General features: G+C 71.6%; 24 protein-coding genes, 1 pseudogene and 1 riboswitch. Of the genes and pseudogenes, 17 read left to right on the top strand and 8 right to left on the bottom strand.

The features are described 5' to 3' along the window. The first annotated feature begins 73 nt into the window (after positions 1-73). Together MTP10_RS04050 and MTP10_RS04045 are read left to right on the top strand one after the other, a co-directional pair. Complete coding sequence (locus MTP10_RS04050) at positions 74-619, top strand: CGNR zinc finger domain-containing protein (RefSeq protein WP_310707625.1); 546 nt, start codon at positions 74-76, stop codon at positions 617-619. Between the two features lie 326 nt (positions 620-945). Next, complete coding sequence (locus tag MTP10_RS04045) at positions 946-2,253, top strand: LCP family protein (RefSeq protein WP_310707624.1); 1,308 nt, start codon at positions 946-948, stop codon at positions 2,251-2,253. 44 nt (positions 2,254-2,297) lie between these two features. Here the strand turns inward: MTP10_RS04045 and MTP10_RS04040 are convergent, their stop codons facing one another. Continuing rightward, entirely contained in the window at positions 2,298-2,957 is a 660-nt protein-coding gene (locus MTP10_RS04040; protein WP_310707623.1) for a GPP34 family phosphoprotein, read from the bottom strand. Positions 2,958-2,980: 23 nt separating this feature from the next. On the opposite strand from MTP10_RS04040, the gene MTP10_RS04035 reads away from it, so the two are divergent. The 5 genes from MTP10_RS04035 (at position 2,981) to MTP10_RS04015 (ending at position 6,120) form a co-directional block, all read left to right on the top strand. After that, positions 2,981-3,586, top strand: coding sequence for a transcriptional regulator (locus MTP10_RS04035; RefSeq protein ID WP_310707622.1), 606 nt, complete (start codon positions 2,981-2,983; stop codon positions 3,584-3,586). 62 nt (positions 3,587-3,648) lie between these two features. After that, positions 3,649-4,527, top strand: a complete 879-nt coding sequence (locus MTP10_RS04030; protein WP_310707621.1) for a DNA-formamidopyrimidine glycosylase family protein — start codon at positions 3,649-3,651, stop codon at positions 4,525-4,527. A gap of 49 nt (positions 4,528-4,576) precedes the next feature. Beyond that, positions 4,577-4,990: a helix-turn-helix domain-containing protein gene (locus MTP10_RS04025; RefSeq protein WP_310707620.1), complete on the top strand. Its 414-nt coding sequence runs from the start codon at positions 4,577-4,579 to the stop codon at positions 4,988-4,990. After that, positions 4,987-5,310: a rhodanese-like domain-containing protein gene (locus MTP10_RS04020; RefSeq protein WP_310707619.1), complete on the top strand. Its 324-nt coding sequence runs from the start codon at positions 4,987-4,989 to the stop codon at positions 5,308-5,310. Before MTP10_RS04025 ends, MTP10_RS04020 begins: the two co-directional genes overlap by 4 nt. A 54-nt stretch (positions 5,311-5,364) precedes the next feature. Further along, positions 5,365-6,120 carry a GNAT family N-acetyltransferase gene (locus MTP10_RS04015; protein ID WP_310707618.1) on the top strand — a complete coding sequence of 252 codons (756 nt, stop codon included), beginning with the start codon at positions 5,365-5,367 and terminating at the stop codon, positions 6,118-6,120. Positions 6,121-6,344: 224 nt separating this feature from the next. Here the strand turns inward: MTP10_RS04015 and MTP10_RS04010 are convergent, their stop codons facing one another. Next, the gene (locus MTP10_RS04010; protein ID WP_310707617.1) at positions 6,345-6,977 is read right to left on the bottom strand and encodes a TetR family transcriptional regulator; all 633 of its coding nucleotides are present in this window, start codon (positions 6,975-6,977) and stop codon (positions 6,345-6,347) included. A gap of 89 nt (positions 6,978-7,066) precedes the next feature. On the opposite strand from MTP10_RS04010, the gene MTP10_RS04005 reads away from it, so the two are divergent. After that, positions 7,067-8,065 (top strand): alpha/beta hydrolase, encoded by a 999-nt coding sequence (locus tag MTP10_RS04005; protein ID WP_310707616.1) that lies wholly within the window; start codon positions 7,067-7,069, stop codon positions 8,063-8,065. Between the two features lie 193 nt (positions 8,066-8,258). Beyond that, positions 8,259-8,371: riboswitch (TPP riboswitch) on the top strand. Continuing rightward, positions 8,362-9,705 carry a cytosine permease gene (locus tag MTP10_RS04000; RefSeq protein WP_310707615.1) on the top strand — a complete coding sequence of 448 codons (1,344 nt, stop codon included), beginning with the start codon at positions 8,362-8,364 and terminating at the stop codon, positions 9,703-9,705. Its footprint overlaps the riboswitch before it by 10 nt. 10 nt (positions 9,706-9,715) lie before the next feature. On the opposite strand, the gene MTP10_RS03995 is transcribed toward MTP10_RS04000, so the two are convergent. After that, positions 9,716-10,276 (bottom strand): methylated-DNA--[protein]-cysteine S-methyltransferase, encoded by a 561-nt coding sequence (locus tag MTP10_RS03995; protein WP_310707614.1) that lies wholly within the window; start codon positions 10,274-10,276, stop codon positions 9,716-9,718. A gap of 93 nt (positions 10,277-10,369) precedes the next feature. Here MTP10_RS03995 and MTP10_RS03990 point away from each other — a divergent pair, with 93 nt between their 5' ends. Together MTP10_RS03990 and MTP10_RS03985 are read left to right on the top strand one after the other, a co-directional pair. Next, the gene (locus MTP10_RS03990; protein ID WP_310707613.1) at positions 10,370-12,238 is read left to right on the top strand and encodes an ATP-binding protein; all 1,869 of its coding nucleotides are present in this window, start codon (positions 10,370-10,372) and stop codon (positions 12,236-12,238) included. Between the two features lie 143 nt (positions 12,239-12,381). After that, a complete protein-coding gene (locus tag MTP10_RS03985; protein WP_310707612.1) occupies positions 12,382-12,819 on the top strand; it encodes an ATP-binding protein in 438 nt (145 codons plus the stop codon). A gap of 42 nt (positions 12,820-12,861) precedes the next feature. Here MTP10_RS03985 and MTP10_RS03980 read toward each other — a convergent pair whose 3' ends face one another. Genes MTP10_RS03980 through MTP10_RS03970 form a run of 3 tightly spaced genes read right to left on the bottom strand, consistent with a single transcriptional unit; the run spans position 12,862 to position 13,971 of the window. Then, entirely contained in the window at positions 12,862-13,509 is a 648-nt protein-coding gene (locus tag MTP10_RS03980; RefSeq protein ID WP_310707611.1) for a membrane protein insertase YidC, read from the bottom strand. A 50-nt stretch (positions 13,510-13,559) separates the two neighbouring features. Next, positions 13,560-13,781, bottom strand: coding sequence for a DUF6412 domain-containing protein (locus tag MTP10_RS03975; protein ID WP_310707610.1), 222 nt, complete (start codon positions 13,779-13,781; stop codon positions 13,560-13,562). A 19-nt stretch (positions 13,782-13,800) separates the two neighbouring features. After that, a complete protein-coding gene (locus MTP10_RS03970; protein WP_310707609.1) occupies positions 13,801-13,971 on the bottom strand; it encodes a hypothetical protein in 171 nt (56 codons plus the stop codon). Between the two features lie 94 nt (positions 13,972-14,065). Here MTP10_RS03970 and MTP10_RS03965 point away from each other — a divergent pair, with 94 nt between their 5' ends. Together MTP10_RS03965 and MTP10_RS03960 are read left to right on the top strand one after the other, a co-directional pair. Continuing rightward, entirely contained in the window at positions 14,066-14,764 is a 699-nt protein-coding gene (locus MTP10_RS03965; protein WP_310707608.1) for a response regulator transcription factor, read from the top strand. A gap of 110 nt (positions 14,765-14,874) precedes the next feature. After that, on the top strand, positions 14,875-15,966 hold the full coding sequence (locus tag MTP10_RS03960; protein ID WP_310707607.1) for a HAMP domain-containing sensor histidine kinase: 1,092 nt from the start codon (positions 14,875-14,877) through the stop codon (positions 15,964-15,966). A 127-nt stretch (positions 15,967-16,093) separates the two neighbouring features. Here the strand turns inward: MTP10_RS03960 and MTP10_RS03955 are convergent, their stop codons facing one another. Then, the gene (locus MTP10_RS03955; RefSeq protein ID WP_310707606.1) at positions 16,094-16,609 is read right to left on the bottom strand and encodes a hypothetical protein; all 516 of its coding nucleotides are present in this window, start codon (positions 16,607-16,609) and stop codon (positions 16,094-16,096) included. Between the two features lie 118 nt (positions 16,610-16,727). On the opposite strand from MTP10_RS03955, the gene MTP10_RS03950 reads away from it, so the two are divergent. The 3 genes and pseudogenes from MTP10_RS03950 to mptB form a co-directional block, all read left to right on the top strand. After that, the gene (locus MTP10_RS03950) at positions 16,728-17,075 is read left to right on the top strand and encodes an STAS domain-containing protein (protein WP_175594545.1); all 348 of its coding nucleotides are present in this window, start codon (positions 16,728-16,730) and stop codon (positions 17,073-17,075) included. Positions 17,076-17,343: 268 nt separating this feature from the next. Continuing rightward, positions 17,344-18,069, top strand: a complete 726-nt coding sequence (locus MTP10_RS03945; protein WP_310707605.1) for a glycosyltransferase — start codon at positions 17,344-17,346, stop codon at positions 18,067-18,069. Between the two features lie 659 nt (positions 18,070-18,728). Further along, a pseudogene (mptB, locus tag MTP10_RS03940) lies at positions 18,729-20,147 on the top strand (polyprenol phosphomannose-dependent alpha 1,6 mannosyltransferase MptB); the annotation flags it as partial. 157 nt (positions 20,148-20,304) lie between these two features. On the opposite strand, the gene MTP10_RS03935 reads toward mptB, so the two are convergent. Beyond that, positions 20,305-23,031 carry an A24 family peptidase gene (locus MTP10_RS03935; RefSeq protein ID WP_310707604.1) on the bottom strand — a complete coding sequence of 909 codons (2,727 nt, stop codon included), beginning with the start codon at positions 23,029-23,031 and terminating at the stop codon, positions 20,305-20,307. A gap of 317 nt (positions 23,032-23,348) precedes the next feature. Here MTP10_RS03935 and MTP10_RS03930 point away from each other — a divergent pair, with 317 nt between their 5' ends. After that, a complete protein-coding gene (locus MTP10_RS03930) occupies positions 23,349-24,587 on the top strand; it encodes a glycosyltransferase 87 family protein (RefSeq protein WP_310707603.1) in 1,239 nt (412 codons plus the stop codon). The last annotated feature ends 1 nt before the right edge of the window (position 24,588 follow it).

Raw genomic sequence — 24,588 nt, 5'->3', positions numbered from 1 at the left:
CGTTACCATCTAATTGGATTATGCCTATGACACACGGAGAGGTGTTACCGGTCAAGTGGAAATAGCCTGTAACATGACCCGGCAGGCCCCGCTGATCGCCGAGCTGGTCAACCTGGCCACGGCGCGCCGGCGGGGCGGCGCCTCGGTGCAGCCACCGGCAGGTGAGGACCTCGCGACGACGTTCGCCGCCCAGCTCGGCGAGCGCACGGGCATGGCCCTGCGCGCGATGCCGGACGCGGGGCGGCACCTGGCCGAGCTGGCCATCGAGCTGCGGCAGGTCCTGCTGGCCGAGCGTCCGGCGGACCAGGCCGCCCGCATCAACGCCATGATCCGCAGGTACGGCGCGCAGCCGTACCTGGTCGAGGATGTCGGCCAGCCGTTCCACCTGCACTTCCACGGTTCGGGCGGCACCGAGGTGGAGGCTCTGGGTGGCGAGTTCGCCACGGCGCTGGCCCTCATCGTGGATGGCTACGGATCCGACCGCTTCGGACAGTGCGCGGCACACCAGTGCGACGCGGTCTACATCGACCTGACCCGCAACGCCTCGCGCCGCTACTGCAGCGCGGCATGTACGGCTCGCGCCAAGACCGCCGCCTACCGCAGCCGCCGCCAGAGCTGATCGACCCTGGTGATGCCCGCGGATGGGGCGGGCCCGCCCAGCAGAGGTTCCGGCGCCGCCCGGTGCGCATCGGTCAGGCCGGGTCGCCGCGTCCCCGCTAAGGTGGTGACGAGGTCTCCGGTACGAGGGTTGATCTTGGTCGATCAACCCTCGTACCGGGGACCTCACCCGTTGCCGACCTCCCACCCGTCAAGTCGAGTCGGCCACCGTGGACTTTGATACGGGCCCTGGTTCCGCGTACTTTTCCGTGGCAAATGCCCGGCGGGGAGGCTTCACTGGTGCAGGTACGACGTAGCGTTTATGGCAGCCGAAGGAAGTAGGGGGACGTGTCTGAGGACGACCGGACGCGGGCCATGCGCTCGCCGGGCGACGGCCGCCCACTGCCTTCCAGGAACGACAAGCCCCCCGCGAACGACGGGGGCCCGCTGTCCGGCGGCGCGCCCGCCCACCAGCGGCCCTCCGCGCCGGGGCCGGAGTCGGCGCCCACGCACCTGCTCCCCAACGCCTCCGGGCCCGCCTCGCCCGCCGGCGACGCTCCCCGGTCGGCCGCCCGCGTGTACGGCAGGCAGCGCTCGGGCGACTCGCCCGTCAGACCGCTCGGACGGCGGGACGGGCCCCCGGGGCCCGGCGGCCCGTCGGGCCCTTCCGGTCCCTCGCGGTCGCGCTCGCCGAGACGGCTGCCGTCGTGGTCCACCATCGCGAAGATCGTGGCGGCCGTGGTGGCCCTGCTGCTGGTCGTCGCGGTGGGGCTGTTCTTCTGGATCGACTCCCGGCTGGCCGGCATCGACGGGGTCCTCGACGACTACGAGGGCCGCCCGGCCGACACCCCCGGCACCAACTGGCTGCTCGTCGGCTCCGACAGCCGCAAGGGCCTGTCGGCGGCGCAGCGCCGCAAGCTCGCCACCGGCCGCGCGGCCGGGCAGCGCACCGACTCGATGATGCTGCTGCACATCCCCGAGGGCAGCGACAAGCCGACGCTGGTCAGCCTGCCCCGCGACTCGGCCGTCACCATCCCCGGCAAGGGCCGCAACAAGCTCAACGCCGCCTACGCGTTCGGCGGCCCGAAGCTGCTGGCCCGTACCGTCGAGACCGTCACGGGCGTGCACGTCGACCACTACATGGAGATCGGGTTCGCCGGGTTCGTGGGCATCGTGGACGCGATCGGCGGCGTGGAGATCGACGTACGGGCCGCCGTGGACGACCCCAAGGCCGGGCTCAAGCTGAAGAAGGGCAAGCAGGTGCTCAACGGCAGCCAGGCCCTCGGCTACGTGCGCACCCGCAAGGGCGGCGCGCTGCCCGACTTCGAGCGGACCAAGCGGCAGCGGCAGTTCCTCGGCGCGGTGGTCAAGAAGGCCGCCGGTCCCGGTGTCCTGCTCAACCCCTTCACCTCGATCCCGCTGGCCATGAGCGCCACGGACGCGGTCACGGTCGACTCCTCCACGGGCGCGCTCGACATGCTCTCGCTGGGGCTGGCGATGGGCGACAGCCCGGTGACGACCGTGGTGCCGTTCGGCGGCAACGAGATCGCGGGCGGCGGCTCGGCGATCAAGTGGGACCGGACCCGCGCACTGGCGCTGTTCGACGCGCTCAAGAACGACAGGCCGGTCCCGCAGGAGATCCTGGACGCCGGCTGACCGGCCGCCCCGGTCCCGTCCCGCGAGGGCGGGACCGGGGGCGCTCAGCTGGTGGCGGCGCTGGTCGAGGCCGCGATGGCGGCCGACGTGACCGCGGCCATCATGGCCGCGTTGATCGCCGCGATGGTCTTGGCCACGGCGTCGGCCGTCCACGCGCCCTCGGCGATCTCCTTGACGCGCTCCTTGCTCGCGCCCGGGAACGCCTTGCGGTCGATCTTGGCGGCGTGCAGCAGCGCGATGAGCACCGCGGTGCGCGGGTCGGGGTCGGCGCCGCCCAGCGCGCTCGCGACCCGCTCCCTGACGTTCGCCTCGACGGAGCCGTCGGCCTCCGGCCAGCGCGTCGTCGGGAAGATCCCCAGGACCTTGCCGCGCTGCTCGGTCAGCACGCCGGTCTCGGCGAGCCGGGTCAGCAACCGCGGGCGGGGCTTGCCGGCCATGAGCCTCTGCACCCACCAGACGGGCTTGCGCTCCTTGCCCTCCGCCGCGATGCGGGCCAGGGCCGCGTCCAGCTCCTCGTCGCCGAGGGGAGTGGGGTCCTTGACGGTCACGGTCTTGTCCGACAGCTCGATCCGGCCGTTGACGGCCAGCTCGGCCAGGAGGGCTCCGCTCAACGCGGGGTCGAGCTGGGCGGAGCCGACAAGCTGCTTGCCCTCGTCCTCGCTGTAGGCGAGCAGGAGGAGTTCCTCGGCGATCGTCACAGTCATGCCCTCGACACTAACGTGCGCTCATGTCCATCTCCGAGAAGTTGCACGCCGCCGGCCGCCCCCTGCTCGACGCCCAGCTCGCGCACCCCACCGTCGCCGGGATAGCGCGCGGCGACCTGCCAGAGGCGGTGTTCCGGTCCTGGCTGGAGCAGGACTACCTGTTCCTGCTCGACTACGTGCGGGTCTTCGCCCGGCTGGCCTGGCAGGCGCCGGACGGCCACCTGGGGGATCTGGTGGACCTGGCGCACGCCACCTTCCATGACGAGCTGAGCCTGCACCGAACCATGTCGGCCGAGTTCGGCGCCGATCTGGAGGGAGCCGTGAAGGGGCCGGCGTGCGCCGCGTACACGGCCTTCCTGCTGGAGTCGGCGGCCACGTACGCCGACGGGCTGGCGGCGCTGTACCCGTGCATGTGGGGATATTCGACGCTGGGCCGGATCCTGGCGCAGGACCCGCCGGCGGAGCCGCGCTACCGGGCGTGGGTGGGCACCTACGCCGACCCGGGGTTCGCCGCGCTGGCCGCCCGGATCGCCGTGATGATCGACGAGGCGGCTCCCGACCCGGTGCGGGCGGAGCGGCTCTTCCGCGAGGGCATGGCCCATGAGCTGGCCTTCTGGGACGTGTCCTGACGCGTGGAGCGGCGTCCGCGAGCGTCCGGGAAGCTGTCGGTGAGTGACCGTACTCTGGTGGCATGCCGGAACTTCCCGAAGTCGAGTCCCTGGCCGGATTCCTGCGTGAGCGGGCGGTCGGCCGGACCGTGCTGGCCGTGGACGTGGTGGCGATCCAGGCGCTCAAGACCTTCGACCCGCCGGTGACCGCGCTGGGCGGGCTGACCGTGACCGGGGTGTCGCGGCACGGCAAGTTCCTCGACCTCGACTGCGACGGGCTCCACCTCGTCATCCACCTGGCCCGGGCCGGCTGGCTGCGCTGGCGCGACGACCTGTCGGGCGCCAAGCCGGTCCGTCCCGGCAAGGGCCCGCTCGCGGCGAGGGTGCGGTTCGCGCCCGACGACGAGGGCCTGGCGCCGGGGTTCGAGCTGACGGAGGCCGGCACGCAGAAGCGCCTGGCCATGTACGTCACGAGGGACCCGGCCGAGGTGCCCGGCGTGGCCGCGCTGGGCCCGGACCCGCTGGCGGAGTCGTTCACGGTCGAGACGCTGAAGAAGATCGTGGGCGGCAACCGCACGCAGATCAAGGGCCTGCTGCGCGACCAGAAGGTCGTCGCGGGCATCGGCAACGCCTACTCCGACGAGGTGCTCCACGCGGCCCGGATGTCCCCGTTCAAGATCGCTTCCTCGCTGACCGACGCGCAGATCGCGGACCTGCACGAGGCCATCGTCACGACGCTGCGCGAGGCCATGGAGCGGGCCCATGGGCTGGCCGCCAAGGACCTCAAGGCGGAGAAGAAGTCCGGCCTGCGCGTCCACAACCGCGCCGGTCAGCCGTGCGACGTCTGCGGCGACACCATCCGCGAGGTCTCCTTCGCCGACTCCTCGCTCCAGTACTGCCCGACCTGCCAGACCGGCGGCAAGCCGCTCGCCGACCGGCGCCTGTCGCGCCTGCTCAAGTAGGGTCGGTTATCTCTTGTAACCGTACGGAGCCTGCGACAGCATGGATGCCATGGACGACCACGCCTCCTGTGACATCACCGACGACTACGACGTCCGGCAGTGGGACACCCGCGAGGACTGCGAGGTCCGGCAGATCCTGGACCGCGTCGCCGACAAGTGGTCGCTGCTCGTCATCGCCCTGCTCGACAGCCGGAGCCTGCGCTTCAGCGAGCTGCGCCGCGAGATCGACGGGGTCAGCCAGCGCATGCTCAGCGTGACCCTGCGCCACCTGGAGCGCGACGGCCTGGTGACCAGGACCGTCCATCCCGTCGTGCCGCCCCGCGTCGACTACGCGCTCACGCCGCTCGGCCGCACCCTGCACGAGACGATCAAGTCGCTGGTCACCTGGACCGAGCGGCACCAGCGGGAGATCGCCGAGGCCCGTGCGGCCTACGACCGAAGGCGCGAGATGATGGACGCATGACGGTTCCCGAGGTAGAGGCACGTGACGTACCCGACGACGCTTTCCTGCTGGACGTGCGCGAGCGTGAGGAGTGGGTGGCGGGCCACGCCCCCGAGGCCGTGCACATCCCGATGAGCGAGATCCAGGGGCGCGTCGACGAGGTCCCCGCCGGCGGCAAGGTCTACGTCGTCTGCCGGGTCGGCGGCCGGTCCTACCAGGTGGCGGCCTGGCTGAACCACCTGGGGCGCGAGGCGGTCAACGTCGGCGGCGGCATGCAGTCGTGGGAGGGCGCGAGCCGTCCGATGGTCAGCGAGACCGGTCAGCCGCCGTTCGTGGCCTGAGCCGGTCCCTTAATCCGGTTGCCCCGCGCGCGTCCGTGCTGGTGGGCTGTGCCGGTGAATCGTGATGAGATGCTGGCGGCCTACGACCGCCAGGTGCGAATCAGCCAGGGCGAGCGGGCGGGCCGCGTGGTGCGCAAGGCGGCCGAGGGCGGCTGGAACGGCATCCTGTGGTCGGACCTCGACGAGGACACGGCCGACCCCGAGATCGCGGCGCAGGTGGCGTACTTCACCGCGCTGAAGCGCTCGTTCGAGTGGAAGCTGTACTCCCACGACCGCCCCGCCGACCTGGCGGAGCGGCTGTCGGCCGCGGGCTTCGCGGCAGACCCTGAGGAGACGCTGCTGGCCGCGGAGGCCGCCGCCATAGCCGCCGAGCCGCGGCTGCCCGAAGGCGTCGTCCTGCGCCCGGCGGAGGACCCGGAGGGGATCGAGCTGCTCATGGAGGCGCACGAGCAGGCGTTCGGCATGCCGGCGCCGGGACTGCGCGACCAGTTGCTCCGCCGGCTGGCCGAGCGGCCCGAGTCGATGGCCGCGGTCGTCGCGATGGCCGGTGACCGGCCGATCAGCGGGGCGCGGGTGGACCTGGACCCGGACACCGAGTTCGCCGGGCTCTTCGGCGGCGGCACGGTGGTCGGGTGGCGCGGGCGCGGCGTGTACCGGGCGCTGCTGGCCCACCGGGCGCGGGTGGCCGTCGAGCGGGGCTACCGCTACCTCCACGTGGACGCCTCCGACGAGAGCCGCCCCATCCTGCTGCGCCTCGGGTTCGAGCCGCTGGGCACCACGACTCCGTACGCCTACGCTCCGGACGCCTGACGTCACGAGTCCGGCGTCCCTGCCTATTCCGCTGCCGGGATACCGAGGACGGACAGGAACGCTGCGGCGGCGGGGGATCGGAGCGAAGCGACTCCAGAGGAGGTGCTCCATGCGGGCAGGAGCGTCGCCGAGGGGCCGGTGCGGACCTTCGGGCCCTCGTCCACGACGACTCCAGAGCGGACGGTGGCGGGTGGCCGACGGATGGTGAGGCGGGTGGCCGGGGATCAGGGCGTGCGGTTCTGCCGAATCGCCTCCACCGCGTGCCGCAGGCCGAGCGCGAGATGGCGCCGGTCCTGCGGAGGGCGGGTGACGAAGTCGAGCATCAGGCCGTCGATGAGCTTGACCAGGACCTGGGCATCGAGTTCGGGTTCGGGCGATCCGGCAGCCAGGGTGATCAGTTCGGCGGCCCGCCGGAACTCCGCGCCGCACCGCGCCATCGCCTCTCTCACCGCGGGCTCCCTGGCCCCGGCCAGGTCGAGTTCGAAGCGGGCCAGCAGCAGGCCCCGGCTCGCAGTCCACCACTGCTGCAGCAGGGCGGCGATCCGGTCGTAGTCCGGCTCGGCATCCTGGCCCTGCGGCCGGACGGCCAGGGATCGCACCAGGTCGTGGACCACCGGCGCGGACCGATCCTTTTCGATCTCGACCATGCGGTCGACCACGGCCAGGACCAGCAGATCCCAGGTTTTGAAGTAGTACGTCACTGAGCCGTGCTTGACGCCGGCGGCCTCCTGCAGCGCACGGTGGGTCAGACCCCGCAGCCCGTGCTCGGCGATGACCGCCATGGCGGTGTCCAGCAGCAGCGTGCGGGTGTCGGTGCGGCCGCCCCGCCCGCCTGTTTCGGTCTTCCCAGTGGTCATGCACCCCAGTATGCCCAGAGGTTTGACATCCGTAGGAGCCAGATCTATAACCGTTGAAGAAATTTCTACGATTGTAGGAGCTGATGAACGTGGCGACCACCGCTGCACCCGCATCCGGGCCCGGTCCCGACGTCCACCCAGGGACCGAGCGCCGGTGGCTGCGCCGCGCCCTGGCGGCCCTGGGCGGCCTGCTCGCCGTGCTGAGCGTCTCGGCGCTGGTCATCGCCTACGCGTGGCAGCCGTCGGCGACCGCCTACGCCTCGCCCTACCTGGCGCGGATCGACTCCCGCTACGCGGACACCCTCCTCGCCCGCTTCCACTACACGAAGACTGGCCATGGCTCGCCGGTGGTGCTGGTCGCGGGCGGCGGGCAGTGGCTTTACTCCTACCGGGACACCGTCCCTGCCCTGGCCGCCGACCACACCGTCTATGCCGTCGACCTGCCCGGTCAGGGCTACACCACCCTCAAGAAGGACGGCTTCTCCTACGACCTGGACGCCATGGCCGGCGCCCTGGGAACCTTCATGGACGCCGTGGGCCTGCGCACCACCTCCGTGGTCGGGCACTCCTGGGGCGGCAGTTGGTCGCTGTACTTCGCCGAGCGCTATCCGGAGCGCGTCGACCGGCTGGTGCTGATGGGCTCCACCGGCCTGAACGTGCCCTCTGGTTGGGACTGGCGCCCCCTGGAGTTCCCCGTGGTCGGCGAGGTGATGGGCAAGCTCATGCGGAAGAGCGACGCCGCCCGCGTCCTGCGCAAGGCGTTCGCGAATCCCGAACGGGTCACCGACGAGGTCGTCGCCGAGGACTGGGCGCCGATGAGCCGGCCGGCCAACCGCGAGGCTCTATGGGCCTCGCAGCGCAACATCGACTACACCGTCACCCAGCGCCTCATGGGCAAGGTGACCGCGGCCACCCTGGTGCTGTGGGGTGGCGAGGACCGGTTCGACGAGCCGTGGCAGGCCGCCGCGATGGCCAAGCGGATCCCCGGGGCCGCCTCCCGGGTCCTGCCCGGATGCGGCCACAACGTCCACGAGGACTGCCCAGCGGTGGCCAACCCCGTCGTCGCCGAATTTCTCGACGGCGCTTGAGCACGCGTCACCGGACGCGCTCTACGTTTCCGCCCTGCTCGGTTCCGGCCCGATGGTCGACTAAGCGCAGCGAGGGCGACAGGGCAGGGCGACGGCGCCCAGGTCGCGGGCGGTTGCCGGCCAGGCTCGATCTGAGATCCGGCTCACTGTGGCCAGATGTCCTCTCATGAGGCAATATGAGGGCGCTAACTGCATGAGCCGACGCGGGAGCTCGGGGCCACCGGGCTGAGAGGGCAGCTACCGCTGCTGCCGACCGCATGAACCTGTCCGGGTAATGCCGGCGTAGGGAGTGTGTGATGACGCATGCCGTCAACGAAGTCCCGCTGACTCTCGACGAGGCCCCGCCGAAGACGCTCGGGGTGCTGGACCAGGGCGCGCTCTGGGCCAACCTCGGGGTGAGCCTGCTGGGCTTCTCCGGCGCGCTCTTCCTGCTCGACCCGCTGGGCGGCGCGCCCCTGAGCGTGGCCGCGGCCCTCACCGCCGCGGTCGTGGGCAGCCTCGTCGGCACCGCCATGGTGGGCCTGGCCGCCATCCCCGGCACGCAGACCGGACGGCCCTCGATGGTGCTGCTCCGGGGGCTGTTCGGGGCACGGCTGTCGTACGTGCCGACGGTGCTCAACATCATCCAGATGGTCGGCTGGGGCGCCTTCGAGCTCTGGGTGATCTCCATGGGCGCGAGCGCGATCTTCGGTCCGGCGGTGCCGTACGCGGTCTGGGTGATCGTCGCCGGGGTCCTCACCACCTCGCTGTCGATCTGGCCGCTCGGCTCGGTGCGGCTGCTGCGCCGGTACGTCACGGTCGCCGTGGTCATCGCGCTGGCCTGGTTCGCCGTGGACTTCCTCGGCCAGGCTCAGCCGCAGGCCGGCGGCTCGTGGCACGCGTTCGCGCCGGCCGTCGACTACGTGATCGCGCTGTCGGTCTCGTGGGTGCCGATGGCCGCCGACTTCGCCCGGCACTCCAGGTCGAGCGCCGCCGCGTTCACCGGCGTCGTCGGCGGCTACACGCTGGCCCAGGTGGCCTGCCTGGGGCTCGGCGTGTACGCGGTGGCCATCGCCGGGGCGGCCGCGGTCCAGGCGGACGGCACCGCGGTGTTCGGGACGTTCGTCGCGGCGCCGCTCGGCGCGTTGTTCTTCGCCGTGCTCGTCCTGCGCGAGACCGACCAGTCGTTCGCGAACGTCTACTCGACCACCCTCTCGCTGCAGAACCTCATGCCCCGCGTCGACCGCCGCGTCTTCAGCGTCGCCATCGGCGTGGTCACCACGGCCGTGGCGCTGGTGGTGGACGTGAACTCCTACGGGGCGTTCCTCGGCATCATCGGCGCGGTGTTCGTGCCGATGTTCGCGGTCCTCGCCGTGGACTACTTCGTGCTCGGCGGCTCCGCCCGGTGGAACACCGACGAGGACGCGCCGTCGCGCTGGTCCATGCTGGTGCCCTGGGTGCTCGGCTTCGCCGCGTACTGGCTGACCACCTCGACGCCGACCGTCGGGGCGTGGGACGGCCTCTGGGCGGGGGTGCGCGAGGCGATCGGCTTCACCCGTCAGCCGTGGATGAACGGCGCGCTCGGCGCGGCGCTCGTGGCCGCCCTGGTCACGCTCGCCCTCGGCCTGGTCCGGCGCCGGACCTACGCCGACCGCGTCTGACAGCTCGTGATCAGGAGCGGGACTCGACGGTGAGGAGGTGGCGCTTGGCGTTCACGCCCCCGGCGTAGTCGCCGAGCGCGCCGTCGCCGGGCACGATCCGGTGGCACGGCACGATGACGCACACCGGGTTGGCCATCAGCGCGTTGCCGACCGCCCGCAGCGCGCGTGGCCGGCCGATGTGCTCGCCGATCTCACTGAGCGTCGCCGTCGTGCCGTACGGGACCGCCATGGTCTTCTGCAGCACCGTGCGCGCGAACGACGTGGCGATGGCCAGGTCGACCGGCGTGGTGAAGGCCCGCAGCCGTCCCGAGAAGTACGCGTCCAGCTCCCGGCGCACCGGGTCCAGCCGGCCGGGGTCGGGCCCGATGAACGAGCCCACGTGCCGCGTCACCCGCTCGTACACCGCGTGCTCGTCCTCGAAGCTGCACGCCACGATCCCCTTGCCGGACACCGCCAGCACCAGTCGCCCCACGGCGCCGTCATAGGTGCCGAACGCGACGTCGGGCGGGGTCTCCCCGCGGTAGGTGGCGGAGGTCACCCGTAGCAGGGCATCGAGATCACCGCTCGACATCCGCTCACCCTCTTCTCACCTGGTAGGTCGTGATCGGCAGCGTATCGGACGGATCGGCCGACGGCGGCCGCGCAGCGCGGGCACTATGGAGGTGTGGGTGACGAGTGGGCCGGCAGTGACGACGAGATCGCTCGCGCGGTGCTCGCCGGCTCGCCCAACGCGCTGATCGCGCTCGACCGGGACCAGACCGTGCTGGTGTGGACCCCGGCCGCCGAGCGGCTCTTCGGCTGGACCGCCGAGGAGATGCTGGGCCGCAGGGCGCCGATCGTGCCGGGGGAGCTGACGGCTGAGCACAACGCGGTACTCGAACGCGCGCGTACCGGCGACCAGGTGACGCTGCGCACCAAGCGGTTACGCCGCGACGGAAGCGTGCTCGATGTGACGGTCGACATCGGGCCGCTGGTGATGGGCAGCTCGGTGGTGGGATACGTGTGCGTCCACCACCGCGCGGCGGCCGAGGAGGCGGCGAGCGAGCGCATGGCGCGCCGGGTCCGGCTGGTACGCCGGCTGACCGACGTGGTCGGCGACATCAACGCCGAGCTGGAGCTGCCCGCCGTCCTCGACCGGATCGCCGGCAGCCTGACCGAGCTGACGGGCGCCGACGCGGGTGGCTTCGTGCTCATCGAGGGCGAACGGCTGCGCGTGGTCAGCACCCACCGGCTGCCCGAGACGCTCAAGGACGCCACGGCCGGGCTGCGCACCAGCCTCGTGGACAAGCTGCTGCGCACCGGCAAGACCGTCCTGCTGGAGTCCCACGGGCTCGACGAACTGCTGTGGGCGGAGCTGACCGGCCTGCACACGATCGCGCTGGGGCTGGCCGCCGTGGGCGGGCGGCCGTACGGCGCCCTCTACGCCCTGTACGCCCAGCGCAAGCCCGGCCACCTGGAGCTGGAGCTGCTGGAGCTGCTGGCCGGGCACGCCGGCATCGCGGTGGGCAACGCCATGGCCTACCAGGAGGCGGTGCGGCAGCGGGCCCACGAGCAGGCGGTGTTCGACGCCAGCGCCGACGGCATCGCCGTGCTCGACGGGGCCGGCCGCGTCATCCGGTGGAACCCCGCGGCGGCCGAGCTCACCGGGCTGCCCGTCGACGACGTGCGCGGCGGCCCGCCGCCGTTCCCCCTGCCCAGCCCGGGGGAGAAGCTGACGTTTCAGCTCGACACGGGTCGCTGGCTCGACGTCGTGAGCGCGCGCGTGGAGGAGACCGGCGAGATGGTGGTCGACTTCCGCGACGTGACGCGCGCCAAGGAGCTGGAGGAGGCCAAGGACCTGTTCCTGGCGACGACCAGCCACGAGCTGCGCACCCCCATCACGATCGTGCGGGGCTTCGCCAGCACCCTCGACGCCCGCTGGGACAAGCTCAGCGATCCCGAGCGCCGCTCCGCCGTCCACACGATCGCCGAGCGGGCCAGGTCGCTGGGGACGCTCATGGACCACCTGCTGCTCGGCTCGCGGGCCGGCGCCGACGAGCTCAAGGTACGGGTGGAGGCATTCGACCTGGCTGAGCGGATTAATGCGGCAACGCTAGGATTGCCCGAGTTGTCCGACACGCATCGGGTCGAGGTGGAAATCCCCGGCGGCCTGCCGTGGGTGAAGGGCGACGCGCTGGCCACCGACATCGTGCTCGGCCAGCTGCTGGAGAACGCCTTCAAGTACTCACCGAAGGGCGGGTTGATCAGGGTCCAGGCATGGCCGGAGGACGACAGGGTGGTCGTGGTCGTCGACGACGAGGGCGTCGGCATCGCCGCGTCCGACCGGGAACGGATCTTCGAGAGGTTCGTCCAGGTCGACAGCGGTGACCGGAGGAGGTTCGGTGGCGTGGGGCTCGGGCTCTACATCGTCCGCAGCCTCGCGAGGGCCCAGGGCGGCGACGTGAGCGCCCATGCGCGACCGGGAGGAGGCACCCGGATGCGGATGGTGCTCAACGCGGCTGCTCCTATCGGAACCGACACACCGGTGTGGTAACGAGGTGGTCACGGTTGAGCTGACCTATCGTCCGATGTGGACAAGCTGTGATCGAGATCCGGTTTCTGGGATCGAGTAACGGGGCATTTCGGTCGTACCGGGGAGTGTTCCCGCGGGGGGCACATGAAGACGGGGAGGTGGGTGTGTCAAGCGTGGTGTTGCTGCCGTACGCGCCGTCCAGCGTCGCTGTTGCCCGCCAGCGTCTGAGCACTGACCTGCATGATTGCGGCGTCTTCTCCGCCGCGATCGACGATGCGGTGCTCGTGGTGAGCGAGTTGCTCAGCAATGCGCTGCGGCACGCGCATCCGCTGCCGTCGGGCATGGTCAAGGTCACCTGGCTGCGCAACGACGACCACATCGAGGTCGCGGTGAGCGACGGAGGCGCGGCGACCGAGCCGCGCGCGGGCCGTCCCACGCTGTCCTCCCTCGGCGGCCGGGGTCTGGGCATCGTGGAGTACGTCGCCGAGAGCTGGGGTGTGCGCCATGACGGAGACACCACCACGGTCTGGGCCGTCCTGCCGGCCCCCGACGGCAACGGCACCATGAAAGGCCAGGTCGCAGCACTGCGAGAGGCCGGCTGAGCCGGCCTCTCGGTTTTTGTCCGGGCGTTCGCCCGCTCTCCGTCAGGCGAACCGGCGCGTGAGCACCGTCCGTTCACCGTACGTCCATGCGCTGGACACCAGCAGGTACAGGGCGGCGGCGAGCGGCATCACCAGGGCCGCCAGGACCGAGCCGAAGGGCATCAGCGGCATGATCCTCCGCATCAGCGCCGGCTGCTCCTCGGGGAGTGTGGCCCTGATCCGGCGCGCCTGGAGCCACGCCACCAGCGTGACCAGGGCGATCACCACAATGAAGACCGAAAAGGGCCAACTGATCAGTCCGTAATGGGTGACAATTCCGGCAACCTGCTGGCCCAGCGGGGCGCCCAGAAGGTCATGACCGGCCAAGGCAGTCGGATGGGTGGCCACCCGGTACATCAGCCACATGAACGGCAGTTGGGCCATCCCGGGCAAGATTCCGGCCAGCGGCGAGCTGCCCTCGTTCGCGTACAGACGGGACAGCTCCTTGCTGAGCCGCTCCGGGTTGCGCTCGAACCGCTTGCGCAGGGCCCGGACCTTCGGAGCCAGGCGTTCGGTGACGCGCGCGGCCCGCGCCTGCCGGACGCTCAGCGGGAGCAGCAGCAGCCGTACGGCCAGCGTGAACAGCACGATCGCGACGGCCGCGTGGCCTCCGGACATGCCGACGAGAAGCGTGACAAGAGAATCGATCATGAGCCCTTCCTCGACGTGCAGGTGACGAGGGCTCGACGAGACGAGCCCCGCTAGACGGAAGCGGGGCTGGGTGAGGGCGCTCTCGGGCGCGGCCGGCCGGCGGCGCCGGGATCACGCTGACGCTGGAACGCCGTCCGCCGGGCGTACACCATGGGGAAGCTCGGCCCGCGGCCGCCCACGACGGGCAGCAGCCTGGCGGCCCAGCTCACCAGGAGCAGGACCGCCACCATGGTGACGCCGGCCAGCCACGGGTCCAGCAGGAACAGGGTCACGTCAGGTCCCGGACCGGGACTACCGCGACGACGTCTTGCCGACCAAGGTGACGGCGACGAAGACGAGCAGAGCCACCACCCCGATGATCAGCGCGACCTTCAGGAGTCCCACCACCATGGGCAGGACGAAGGTGAACAGCACGAAGAGCCCCAGCAGGGCTCCCAGCACGAGCATGACGACTCGACTCATGAGCCCACCGTACGTCCTCCGACCAAGATCCGCGAGGCTTACGAACCGATGACGTGGGTGTCTCATCAGGGGGCGCCGGCCGTACGGTGAAGACGTGAGTACGCGCATCCTGGTGGTCGACGACGACCCCACGGTGGCCGAGGTGGTGGCGCGGTACCTGGAGCGCGACGGCCACGAGGTGGAGTGCGTGAGCGACGGCGCCGAGGCGCTGCGGCGCGCCCTCGCCCGGCCGCCCGACCTGATGGTCCTCGACCTCATGCTGCCCAAGGTGGACGGCCTCCAGGTGTGCCGCAAGCTCCGGGAGCGCTGGCCGGTCCCCGTGATCATGCTGACTGCGCTGGGCGAGGAGATCGACCGGGTCGTCGGTCTGGAGACGGGCGCCGACGACTACGTCACCAAGCCGTTCAGCCCGCGCGAGCTGGCGCTGCGGGTCCAGTCGGTGCTGCGGCGGGCGCGCGGCGCTTCCGCGCCGGGCGGCACGGGGGTCCTGCGCGACGCCGACCTGATGGTGGACGTGGGGGCGCACGAGGTACGGCTGGGCGGGGCCGAGGTGATGCTGACGGCGCGGGAGTTCGACCTGCTGGCGTACCTCATGCGCAACCCTCGTCAGGCGTTCAGCCGGTCGGCGCTGCTGGACCAGGTGTGGGGGTGGTCGTTCGGCGACTCGTCCACCGTGACGGTGCATGTGCGGCGGCTGCGGGAGAAGATCGAGGTGGATCCGACGGAGCCGCGCAGAATTGTGACGGTGTGGGGGGTCGGGTACCGGTTCGAGCCTCTGGAGACCACGGGATGAGCCCGGCGCCCCCTCTCCTGACCGGCCTCCCGACGGCTCTCGTGGACCGGCTCCCGGGCGGTCCTGTGGTTCGGCTCCCTGGCGGTCCTGTGGCGGCCGGGGCTGCGGCGATGGGCGATCTGGGGATGATCGTCGCGGTCACGGCCGGGCTCGGGCTGCTGGTGGCGCTCGTCGGGGTGTGGGCCATGTGGGCGCTGCGCCGCCGCTCCATCGGCGTGATGCTGGCCGTGGTCATGGTCGTCTCCATCGCGGCCACCCTGGCCGGCGTCGTGGCGATCACCCTGAAGATGATCATCGAGGGCCAGGTCAAGAACATCGTGCTCAGCGTCGTCGCGGTGGGCGGCCTCGTGGGGCTCGGAGTGGCGTACGTGCTGGCCAGGCGGGTCGTGGGCGAGAGCCGGCGGCTGGTCGCCGCCGTACGCGAGCCGCCGTTCACCGCGCCGGCCGGCCTGCCCGCCGAGCTCCAGACGATCGCCAACACGCTGGAGGAGGCGTACGCCCGCGAGCGCACCCTCGAAGGCGCCCGGCGCGAACTCGTGGCATGGGTCAGCCACGACCTGCGCACGCCGCTCGCCGGGATGCGCGCCATGGCCGAGGCGCTGGAGGACGGGGTGGTGACCGACGAGGCGACGGTCGGGCGCTACCACCGGCAGATCAAGCTGGAGGTGGAGCGCCTGTCGGCGATGGTGGACGACCTGTTCGAGCTGTCACGCATCCACTCGGGGGCGCTGCGGCTGTCCCGGGCCAGGATCGGCCTGGCCGATCTGGTGGCCGACACCCTCGCCGGGGCCGAGCCGCTGGCCAGGGCGAAGGGCGTGAAGCTGAGCGCTGAGGCCGCCGAGGCGGTGCCCGTGGAGGCCGACGCGGGAGCGCTGGGACGGGCGCTCGGCAACCTCGTCGTGAACGCCATCCGGCACACCCCCTCGGACCGCTCCGTGGTGCTGCGGGCCGAGGTGGACTCGGGCATGGCCTGCCTGTCGGTGAGGGACTGCTGCGGGGGCATACCGGACGCGGACCTGCCAAGGGTGTTCGACGTCGCCTTCCGGGGCGAGAGCGCCCGTACCCCGACCCGGGAGGGGGGCGGGGCCGGGCTCGGACTGGCCATCGCCCAGGGGATCGTCGAGGCGCACGACGGAATGATCGGCGTGGTCAACGACGGCCCGGGCTGCCGCTTCGAGATCCGTCTCCCACTGGTGCGCTGACGCGCGATCCGTCTCACGCTGGTGCGCTGGTGCGCTGGTGCGCTGGTGCGCTGAGGCGCGTCAGGCCGCCGGGCCTCATCGCGCCTCGCCATGCGGTCCCGGCGGCCACTCACTGCGCGGCGTCGTCCTATGCGCGCTCGGGGAGGGTGTCGCCGTCGAGAGTCCCGCCGAACGACTCTGACATCGCGCGAAATGTCGGGCACGGCCAGCGCCACATGCAGCTCCGGCAGCGCAGGATCGGATTGGCCGAGTCGCTGGTGATGCCCCCGGCGTCCCTGGGCTGATGCAGGTCGAGCAGTCGCAGCGTCAACTCGGTGAATGCCAGCACATCCCGGCGGGCGCCCGCGAGGAACTCCAGGTCCTCGATCGCCAACCGGGTACGTACAGGGACGAACCCCTCGTGGTTGACCAGACCACGCAGGCGCCCGACCTCGTCGTTCCAGGGGGCGGCCTTCTCGGTGCGGATGAGGATGGTCTCCAGGTGCTCGCGGAGCCGTTGACGCTGAGGATCTTCGGGTTCTTCGCTGTTCATCAGATACTCGGGCCCGTGAGTCGCGCCCAGCCCCTCCTTCTCGATGCGGCGATCAGAGTGGTTTCCGGATGCGGGTGCCGGGCCGCCCCCTTCCGGCCGTGCCGGTGTCACACCGTCAAGCTTCGCGTACTCTGCGTTCCTGTGAAGCCCAAACGGAGGACAAAAACCTGCTGTTCGCCTCTCGGCGTGACAACGTGACCGGAAGGCTTCGCGCCGCTAGCCTGCCCCTGTGGAGCTCAAGGTCTCGACTCGATCACATGCCGGCCAGGCGCTCGTCGCCATCACCGGCGAAATCGACCTCTATACGGCACCCCACCTGCAGTCCGAGTTCACTCGCCTGCTGCAGGACGGGCCCAGCCGCGTGGTCATCGACATGTCCGGCGTGGATTTCTGCGACTCCACGGGGATGAACGTCCTGCTCTCGGCGCTGAAACGCATGAAGGAGCGGGGCGGCGCCCTCGACGTGGCCGCCCCTCGTCCCGCCGTACGGAAGATCCTGCAGGTCACGGGGCTCGACTCGGTCTTCACCGTGTACGACGCGGTGCCGCAGGAACTCCTGATCACCGAGGGGTCGTGAGATCGCCCTTGACCCGCCCGCACCCCATCCCCTCGCCCACCACGGATCTCGCGCCGGCCGCGGCCCCTTCGGCCGGCAGAGACTTCACCGTCATCAGGAAACCCGCGATCATGCCGTACGCGACACGGACTCCCGCGATCACGCCGCACGCGACACGGACTCCCGCGATCGACGCGGGCCGGACCCACGCTCCCGGCCCGCACCGGATGACCGCGCCCGGCGTGACGGGGACCCGCATCCCCGCCCTCACCTCTGTCGGTGAGGCGAGGTGAGCGGCGACACGGCGGTCATCATCCCGGCCAAGGACGAAGCGAGACGCATCGGCGCCACCGTCACCGCCTCCCTGGCCCTCCCGGGAGTCGACCTGGTCGTGGTCGTCGACGACGGATCGTCCGACCAGACCGGCAAGGCGGCGCGCGCGGCCGGCGCCCGAGTGGTACGCCACAGCCGCAACCGCGGCAAGGCCGCCGCCATGGAGACGGGCGCGGAAGCCGTACGCCTGCTCGACGGCGACACCCCGCGCCACTTACTGTTCCTGGACGCCGACCTCGGCGAGACCGCCCGCGCGGCGGCCGCCCTGATCACCCCGATCCGCGAGGGCACGGCCGACATGTCCATCGCGGTCTTCGCCGCGCGCGTCAAGCTCGGCGGCCACGGCATGGTCGTCCGGCTGTCGCGTGACGGCATCCGCCGCGCCACCGGGTTCACGGCCACCCAGCCCCTCAACGGCCAGCGCTGCCTCACCCGCGACGCCTTCGAGGCGGCCAGGCCACTGGCCCACGGGTTCGGGGTGGAGACGGGGCTCACCATCGACCTGCTGCGCAAGGGGTTCCGCGTGGCGGAGGTCGAGGTGGAGATGAGCCACCGCGCGACGGGCACGGACTGGCGCGCCCAGCTTCACCGCGCCCGTCAACTCCGCGACGTGGCACTCGCCCTGGCGACTCGCGAGCCCCTAATCACCCAAAACCTCAACAAACTCCGCCCCAACCGCTGACCGGCTCCACGCAAACCCGGTCGATCCCTCTCACCACCCTCCACACCCCGCGGATTCCCCTACGAATCACCTTTCGGCCGCCCGTGTGTTTCGGCCGCCCCGTGTGCCGTCGCCTTGTCCCGAACGCCGAGACGGCCCGGAGCCGGCCCAGCACCCGTCCGGCCCCACCGTCACGGGCGGCGCCCAGGCTCCCGCGCCGTCCTCCCGTCGCCCATCGGCGCCGGCACGCCCGCACGGCTGATCCCAGGACTCAGGTACGAGCGCATCTGCCGAATGACCGGCCCTATTTCGGGCCGCCTCGCTGTCCAGACATGTCCTGACGTACCGCACGCGCGGTCTACCCGGCGCAGCTCGCCCGGCGCTCAAGAACGAGCTCGGATACGACCGAAACTCACCTCACTGTCCGTCCGAAACCCGATCCGGGCCTTTCCAGCCACTCCTCCGGCACAATCCCCACCCCTTCATCCACCAGAAACGCGAAGTTATCCACAGCCTGGGGACAGACGACCTGGGTGCTCGGCCCGGTGTGCTGGAATTTGCGGGTGACTCCGGAGAACGAGAGCGGGAAGCCGAGCCACCGGCTTCCGAGGGCTTCCACGATCGCGATCGTCGCGTCGATCCTGCTGACGATCGCCATCGGCGTCCTCGGCCCGTCCGCCATGGTCCCGGCCCTCGGCGGCCCGGCCTGGACGCCGCCGTTCTCCCTGGACGTCCGGCCCGATCCCCATCTCGTGATCGCCATGGCCGTGGCCGCCGTCCTCCTCGGCGGCCTGGGCCTCCTGGCGGGCCTGACCGCAACCCGCCGAGCTGCCTCCCACTCGAAGGACCACCCGGCCCAGCCACCCTCCACCCCCCGAAACGCCGCAGATCACCCAAAGTCGCACCGCAGCACCCTGGGCCACCTCGCCTCAGACCACAGCGCGGTGGGACGCATCACCTCGGACCACGGCGCGCTCGACCACAACCAGCCCGCTGACCACATCTCACCGCCCCACCGGCTACCCGACGGCACCACCCTGGAGCCGTCAGGCCCACCACGAACCACCACACCCCGCACCGGCCCACATCCGGCAACACCGCGCCAACCGCCTGAACACCCGCGAGAGCGCCCTTTCCGACGTGGCGATCACGGCCTGCCGCCGGCCCGGCTTCTCGTCATCATCGGTTGCGTCGCCGCCGCTCTGCTCGCCTTCCTGCCACCCTCCGGCTCCGGCGATCATCTCAACTACGCCGCGTACGGCCGCATGGTGGTTCTCGGCGTCGACCCGTACACCCACGGCGCGGTCGATCTTCCCGCCGACCCCCTCGCCAAGGCGGTGGAGGATCCGTGGCGCGAGGAGCCCAGCGTCTACGGCCCGGTCGCGACGGGCGCGCAGGCGTTGGCGAGCTGGGTCGGTGGCGACTCGCTCAAGCTGACGATCTTCGTCCTGGCCCTGCTCAATTCCGCCGCGTTCATCGCGACAGGTCTCCTGATCGACCGTTTCACCCGGCACGACCCCGCCCGACGGCTGCGGGCAGCCCTCCTGTGGACGGCCAACCCGCTTCTGCTGTACCAGCTCGTCGCCGGCATGCATGTGGACACGCTGGCCGTCGCCTGCATGATCGCAGCCCTCCTGGCGCGCGGCCGTCCGGTGCGATCAGGGTTGCTGCTCGGCCTCGGGGTGGCGATCAAGGTCAACGCGGGGCTGGTCGCCCTGGGCCCCGCGTGGGAGCTGCGGCGCCGCCCCGGACGACTGGCGCTGATGGCCGGGGCGGCCCTGGCCGTGGTGGTCGCCGGGTACGCCATCGTGGGCATGGACGCCATCAGCCCGGTGACCCGCACCAGCAAGGCGATCTCACACGCCTCGTACTGGAAGCTCGTCCAGGGCTGGCTGCAGACGCTGGTGGGCGAGGGGAGCGCCTACCGAGGCGAGATCCAGATCGGTTCCCTCCTCGTCCTCGCCCTCATCGCCTGGTCCCTGTTCCGCTTGTCTCCCCGCCTCACCCCGTCCGGATCGCCGACGACCGGCAACCCAGCCGGCGGGCCGCCGGCCGAGGTGGTGTCCGCCGTGCTGGTCGCCGCGTACGTGTTCGCGACGCCGTACGTCCTGCCGTGGTACGACGGGATGGCGTTCGCGTTGCTCGGGTTGGTGGCGGCCACGGCCTTCGACGGTTTCCTCGTCGTGCACCTGCTGGTGCTGTCGCTGGCCTACCTGCCGGCGCGGGTGATCATCCTACCGGCCGACCTCGACTGGCTCAGGGCCGTGGTGAGGCCGCAGGTGGTTCCGTGGATGCTGCTGGCTCTGACGGTGGCCCTGGTGTGGTGGGCCCGGAGATCCGCAGGGCCCGTACGGAAGCGGCGAGCGACAGCGGTACCGCCACCGTGAGCGCCATGGCCGGGATGGCGATCCCCGAGTCGTTGATGAGAAAGCCGATGAACGCGCACGTCAACGCCCCGAACAGACCGGCGCGGAGGGCGGGCGCGAGCGCGTACGCCTGGCCGAGCGCCGACGCGCCCCAGCGCGACGGGCGGTCCAGCACCAGGAACAGGAAGGCGAGCGCCACCACGGAGAGCAGCGTCAGCGACCAGTTCCCGACGGTGACGCCGATCATGGCGCCGAACTTCCGGCCGACCACGGTCCATGCCTGGCCGTCGATGATCTGCTGGACGAAGTTGCCCAGATGGGTTCGCTGCGTCGCGGGCCGTAGCCAGTCGAAGACCGCGATGGCGCCGATCAGCGCGGCGCCCCCGAGCGCCACCACCAGCAGCTTGACGATGGAGACCCGGCGACCGGAGAGCATGATGAGGAAGACCGCCAGTCCGATCACGAAGGCGGGCACGCCTCCGAAGTCGGCGCCCCATGCGGGCCACCCGTCGGCGAAGACCGCCAGGCCGCCGTACACGGCGCAGACCAGCAGCGTCACAATTCGCGGCGCGCCCTTGCCCAGCAGCCACTGGGCGACCCCGGCGAGCCCGAGGATGGTTCCGGTCGCGTAGACGGCGAAGGCGATGTTGCTGAACCCGTAGAACCGGCCGCCGGTGACGGGCTCGTAGCCGGTGACGGCGTTCACCTGCAGCGTGGAGCCGGTCATCACGTCCGCGAGCAGAGCCACCGACGTGACGGCCGCGACGACGGTGAGCGGCCCGAGCACATGCCCCCGCCACGGCCCGGCGAACGCCACCCCGCTGATCAACAGGGCGATGCCGAGAATGGTGAGGATCAGGGCCGCCATCGGCGTGGGCAGGCTCCACCAGGGCACAAGCTGCGCCAGGAACGTGGAGACGGCGATGGCCCCACTGACCACCGCCACAACCTGCACGGTGGTCAGCAGCCGCGACTCCCCTGCGACATCCCTCCTGGCGCCCCCACCAGGCCCCCCACCCGCCGCCCCGGCTTCCGAAGGTACGCCGGCTGCTGCGGCCCCCGCAGGGACGTCCGCCGCTGGTGTGGCCCCTGCCGGGACGCCATCCGCCGCCGTACCTTCCGCTGGTTCGCCCGCCGCCGGTGCGGCCCCTGCCGGGACGCTGTCTGTTGGTGCAGCCGCCGCCGGGACGTCCGCCGCCGGTGTCGTTTCTGCTGGGCTGCCTGTCAACGGGGTCGTTCGTGTGGAGGTGTCTGTCCGCGCCGCCGGGGTGGCCTGGAGGGGTGTGGGGAGGGTCGGGGAGGAGTCCGGTCCGTTGGGGTGCTGGGCGGCGTCGGTGGTGAGGGCCTGGCCTCGGGTGCCGGGGGACTTGCGGCGGCGGCGGAGGGCGAGCGCGGCGAAGGCGTAGAAGGCCAGTTGCACCGAGACGAACACCGCGAAGAACGGTCCACGCACATCGCGGAGCACCTGGCTGGCCAGGTCGGCGTCCGCCAGCTCCGCGACCGTCTCGGCCGGTGTGGCCGGGGCGGGGCCGTCGTTCTGCCAGGCCCGGCCGACGACCTGACGCGGAGGTTCGAGCCCGAGTGTCGCGATCGCCGTGGCCGTCAGGTCGGTGATCGTGACCAGGGCGTCCTGGCGTGTGGAGGTGGCGGTGAGGTGACCGTGACGGTACTGCTCCCCGCCGGAAGGCTGGTCGCTGGACGGTGGGGTTGCGGTCGGCTCGTTGGTGGCGGCTGGTCGGTCGGCCGGGGCCGGGCCGGTGGCGAGGGCGACGTGGAGGTGGGCGTTCGGGGTGACGTCGGAGATGCCCGCCACCAGGATCGTCGTGTCGGACGGCAGCCGGGTCAGGAGGGTGCCGATGCGCCGGTCGGCCTCCGCGACGGCCGCCCGTCTCGTGGCTGTCGGCATGGGCGACGGCACGCCGTACTCGTCGAGGGGCTGGCGGGACCACGCCTCGGCCAGGGGGGAGACGTCCTGCACGATCAGGTGGTAGGAGGACGGGTCCGGCAGGGCTTCCGGGGTATCGGCGTATGTTGCGATATTTCCCGCCTTGTTGGCGGCGGCGAGGGCCGCTCCCGGACCGATGGCCGCGACCCGGCCCCCTCCGTCGGTCACCAGCTGACCGAGCGTGCCGAGCTGCGCGTCGTAGCCCGTGTCCGCCTGGAGAGCGGCCAGCGCCGCCCAGCCGGGGACGGTGGCGCCGTCGCCGTTCCGCTGCGGCGTGGGCAGGGCGGGACAGCCGCGCTCGGCCGTACCGGCTCGCTGGCCCGCCGAGACGGTCAGCCACCCTGCGAGGGGACACGTGACGCCACGGTCCGGGGGCGGGACGGCGCGCGTGGACAGGGACGCCGAGCCTGCTCGTCCGACGAGCTTCCACAGGTTGGGGGTTCGGGAAGCGTCGAGGTCGCTCCACTCCAGGCCGGGGACGCCGATGAGGGCCACCCTGCCGGTCAGTTGGTCGGCTCGGCCGGTCGGGGTGTGGGCGGTGGGCTGGAGGGCGTGCAACGGTGATGGTGCGCTCGTGGTCGCGGAGGCTGCGACGGTGGTCGCGGCTGCGGGGGTCGTCGTGGCGGAAGTGGCGAGGACGGCGCTCGCGACGAGGGCGAGTGCGCGGGTCACCGACCGACCGGCGAGCCGCGCGAGGACCATCCGCAGAGTCGCGGACGAAGGAGGCGTGAGCGCGGACGAAGGAGACATGAGCGAGGGGGAAGGGGGCGTGAGCGAGGGGGAACCAGCCGTCAGCGAGCGGGAAGGAGACATGGGGGTGGGAGACGACGACGCGGCCGAGCGGTCAGGCAGGGAAGGCGACCGCCGGGGCAGGAGAGGGGCCAGGGGCGTGCGGGGGTGTGAGGGCGCGCGGAAGCTGGCGTGCGGCATGTACGGGACCCCCGGTGTCTGACCCTCGATCGGCAACAGCCACGGTAACCTCCCACACCGTGACAGGTGGCGAGACGCCGGTGCTCCGGCGGCAGTGGTGGGCGTGGGCCGTGGCGGCGGTCGTCGTGGCGTGGGCCGTGGCTCCCCTGGTGCTGCACTGGCTGACGAACCCCGACGACCAGCGCCTCGTCGACCTCGATGTTTACCGTACCGGCGGACAGATGCTCCTGGACGGCCGCGCCGTGTACGACTTCTCCACCCCCGCCCCCCAGCTGCTCCCGTTCACCTATCCGCCCGTCGCGGCGATGCTGGCCGTGGCGCTGGCAGAGATGTCGTGGGGGACGGCCCAGTGGGTGTGGACCGCCGGGATCTTCGTGGCGCTGGCCGTGACCGTCGGGTACTCGTTCCGTAAGGCGCTTGTCGGAGCGCTCGGGAAGCACGGCCCGTGGGTGTTCGCGTTCCTGATGGTGGCGTGCACGTATGTGATGCCGATCCGCGACCAGGTCCGGTTCGGGCAGGTGGACATCATGCTGGTGGCGCTGTGCCTGGCCGACTGCGTGGCGCGGCGGCCGTGGTGGCCGCGCGGGTTCCTGATCGGGGTGGCGACCGCGGTCAAGCTCACCCCCGGCGTCTTCCTGGTGTACCTGCTGGTCACGAGGCAGTGGCGGACGCTGTTCATGGCGTCGTTCGTGACGGGGCTGCTCACGTTGCTGCCGTTCGCGGTGATCCCCCGGGACGCGGCCGGCTTCTGGTTCTCGGCGCTCCTCGACCCCGAGCGTCTCGGCTCGAACGCCGGCACCACCAACCAGTCCGTCCGCGGCATGCTGATCCGCCTGTATCTGAACGACACGCTGACGTCGGTCCTGTGGGTGGCGGTCGTGGCCGTGGTCGCCTGGTACGGCTTCCGCGCCGCCCGTGAGGCGTACCGGGCGGACGACCACGTCACCGCCGTGGCGCTGGTGGGGCTGATGGCGGTGCTGCTGTCGCCCGTCGCGTGGATCCACCATCTGGCCTGGGTGGTCGTGGTGCTGGGCGCGCTCGTGGGCGACGGCCGCGATCCGGTACGGCTGCGCGTGGCGGCCGGGGTGTGGCTGTACTACGTGCTGCCGATCCCCTGGTGGGGCGTGTCGCTGAAGGCGGCCGAGATCCCGGTGCTGAGCCCCGTCCTGGGGAAGATCGTGCAGAACGGGTACGGACTGGGCGCGCTGGCCCTGGTCTGGCTGCTGGCGGCCTGGCTGCCGAAGCGGAGGGCGGCCGAGCCCTCGCCAGGCGCCTTGGCCGCCCATTACCCTCGGTAGC

The sequence above is a fragment of the Nonomuraea sp. 3-1Str genome (assembly GCF_031570565.1).
Taxonomy (GTDB): Bacteria; Actinomycetota; Actinomycetes; order Streptosporangiales; family Streptosporangiaceae; genus Nonomuraea.
This window is presented reverse-complemented; position numbering and strand designations above follow the sequence as displayed.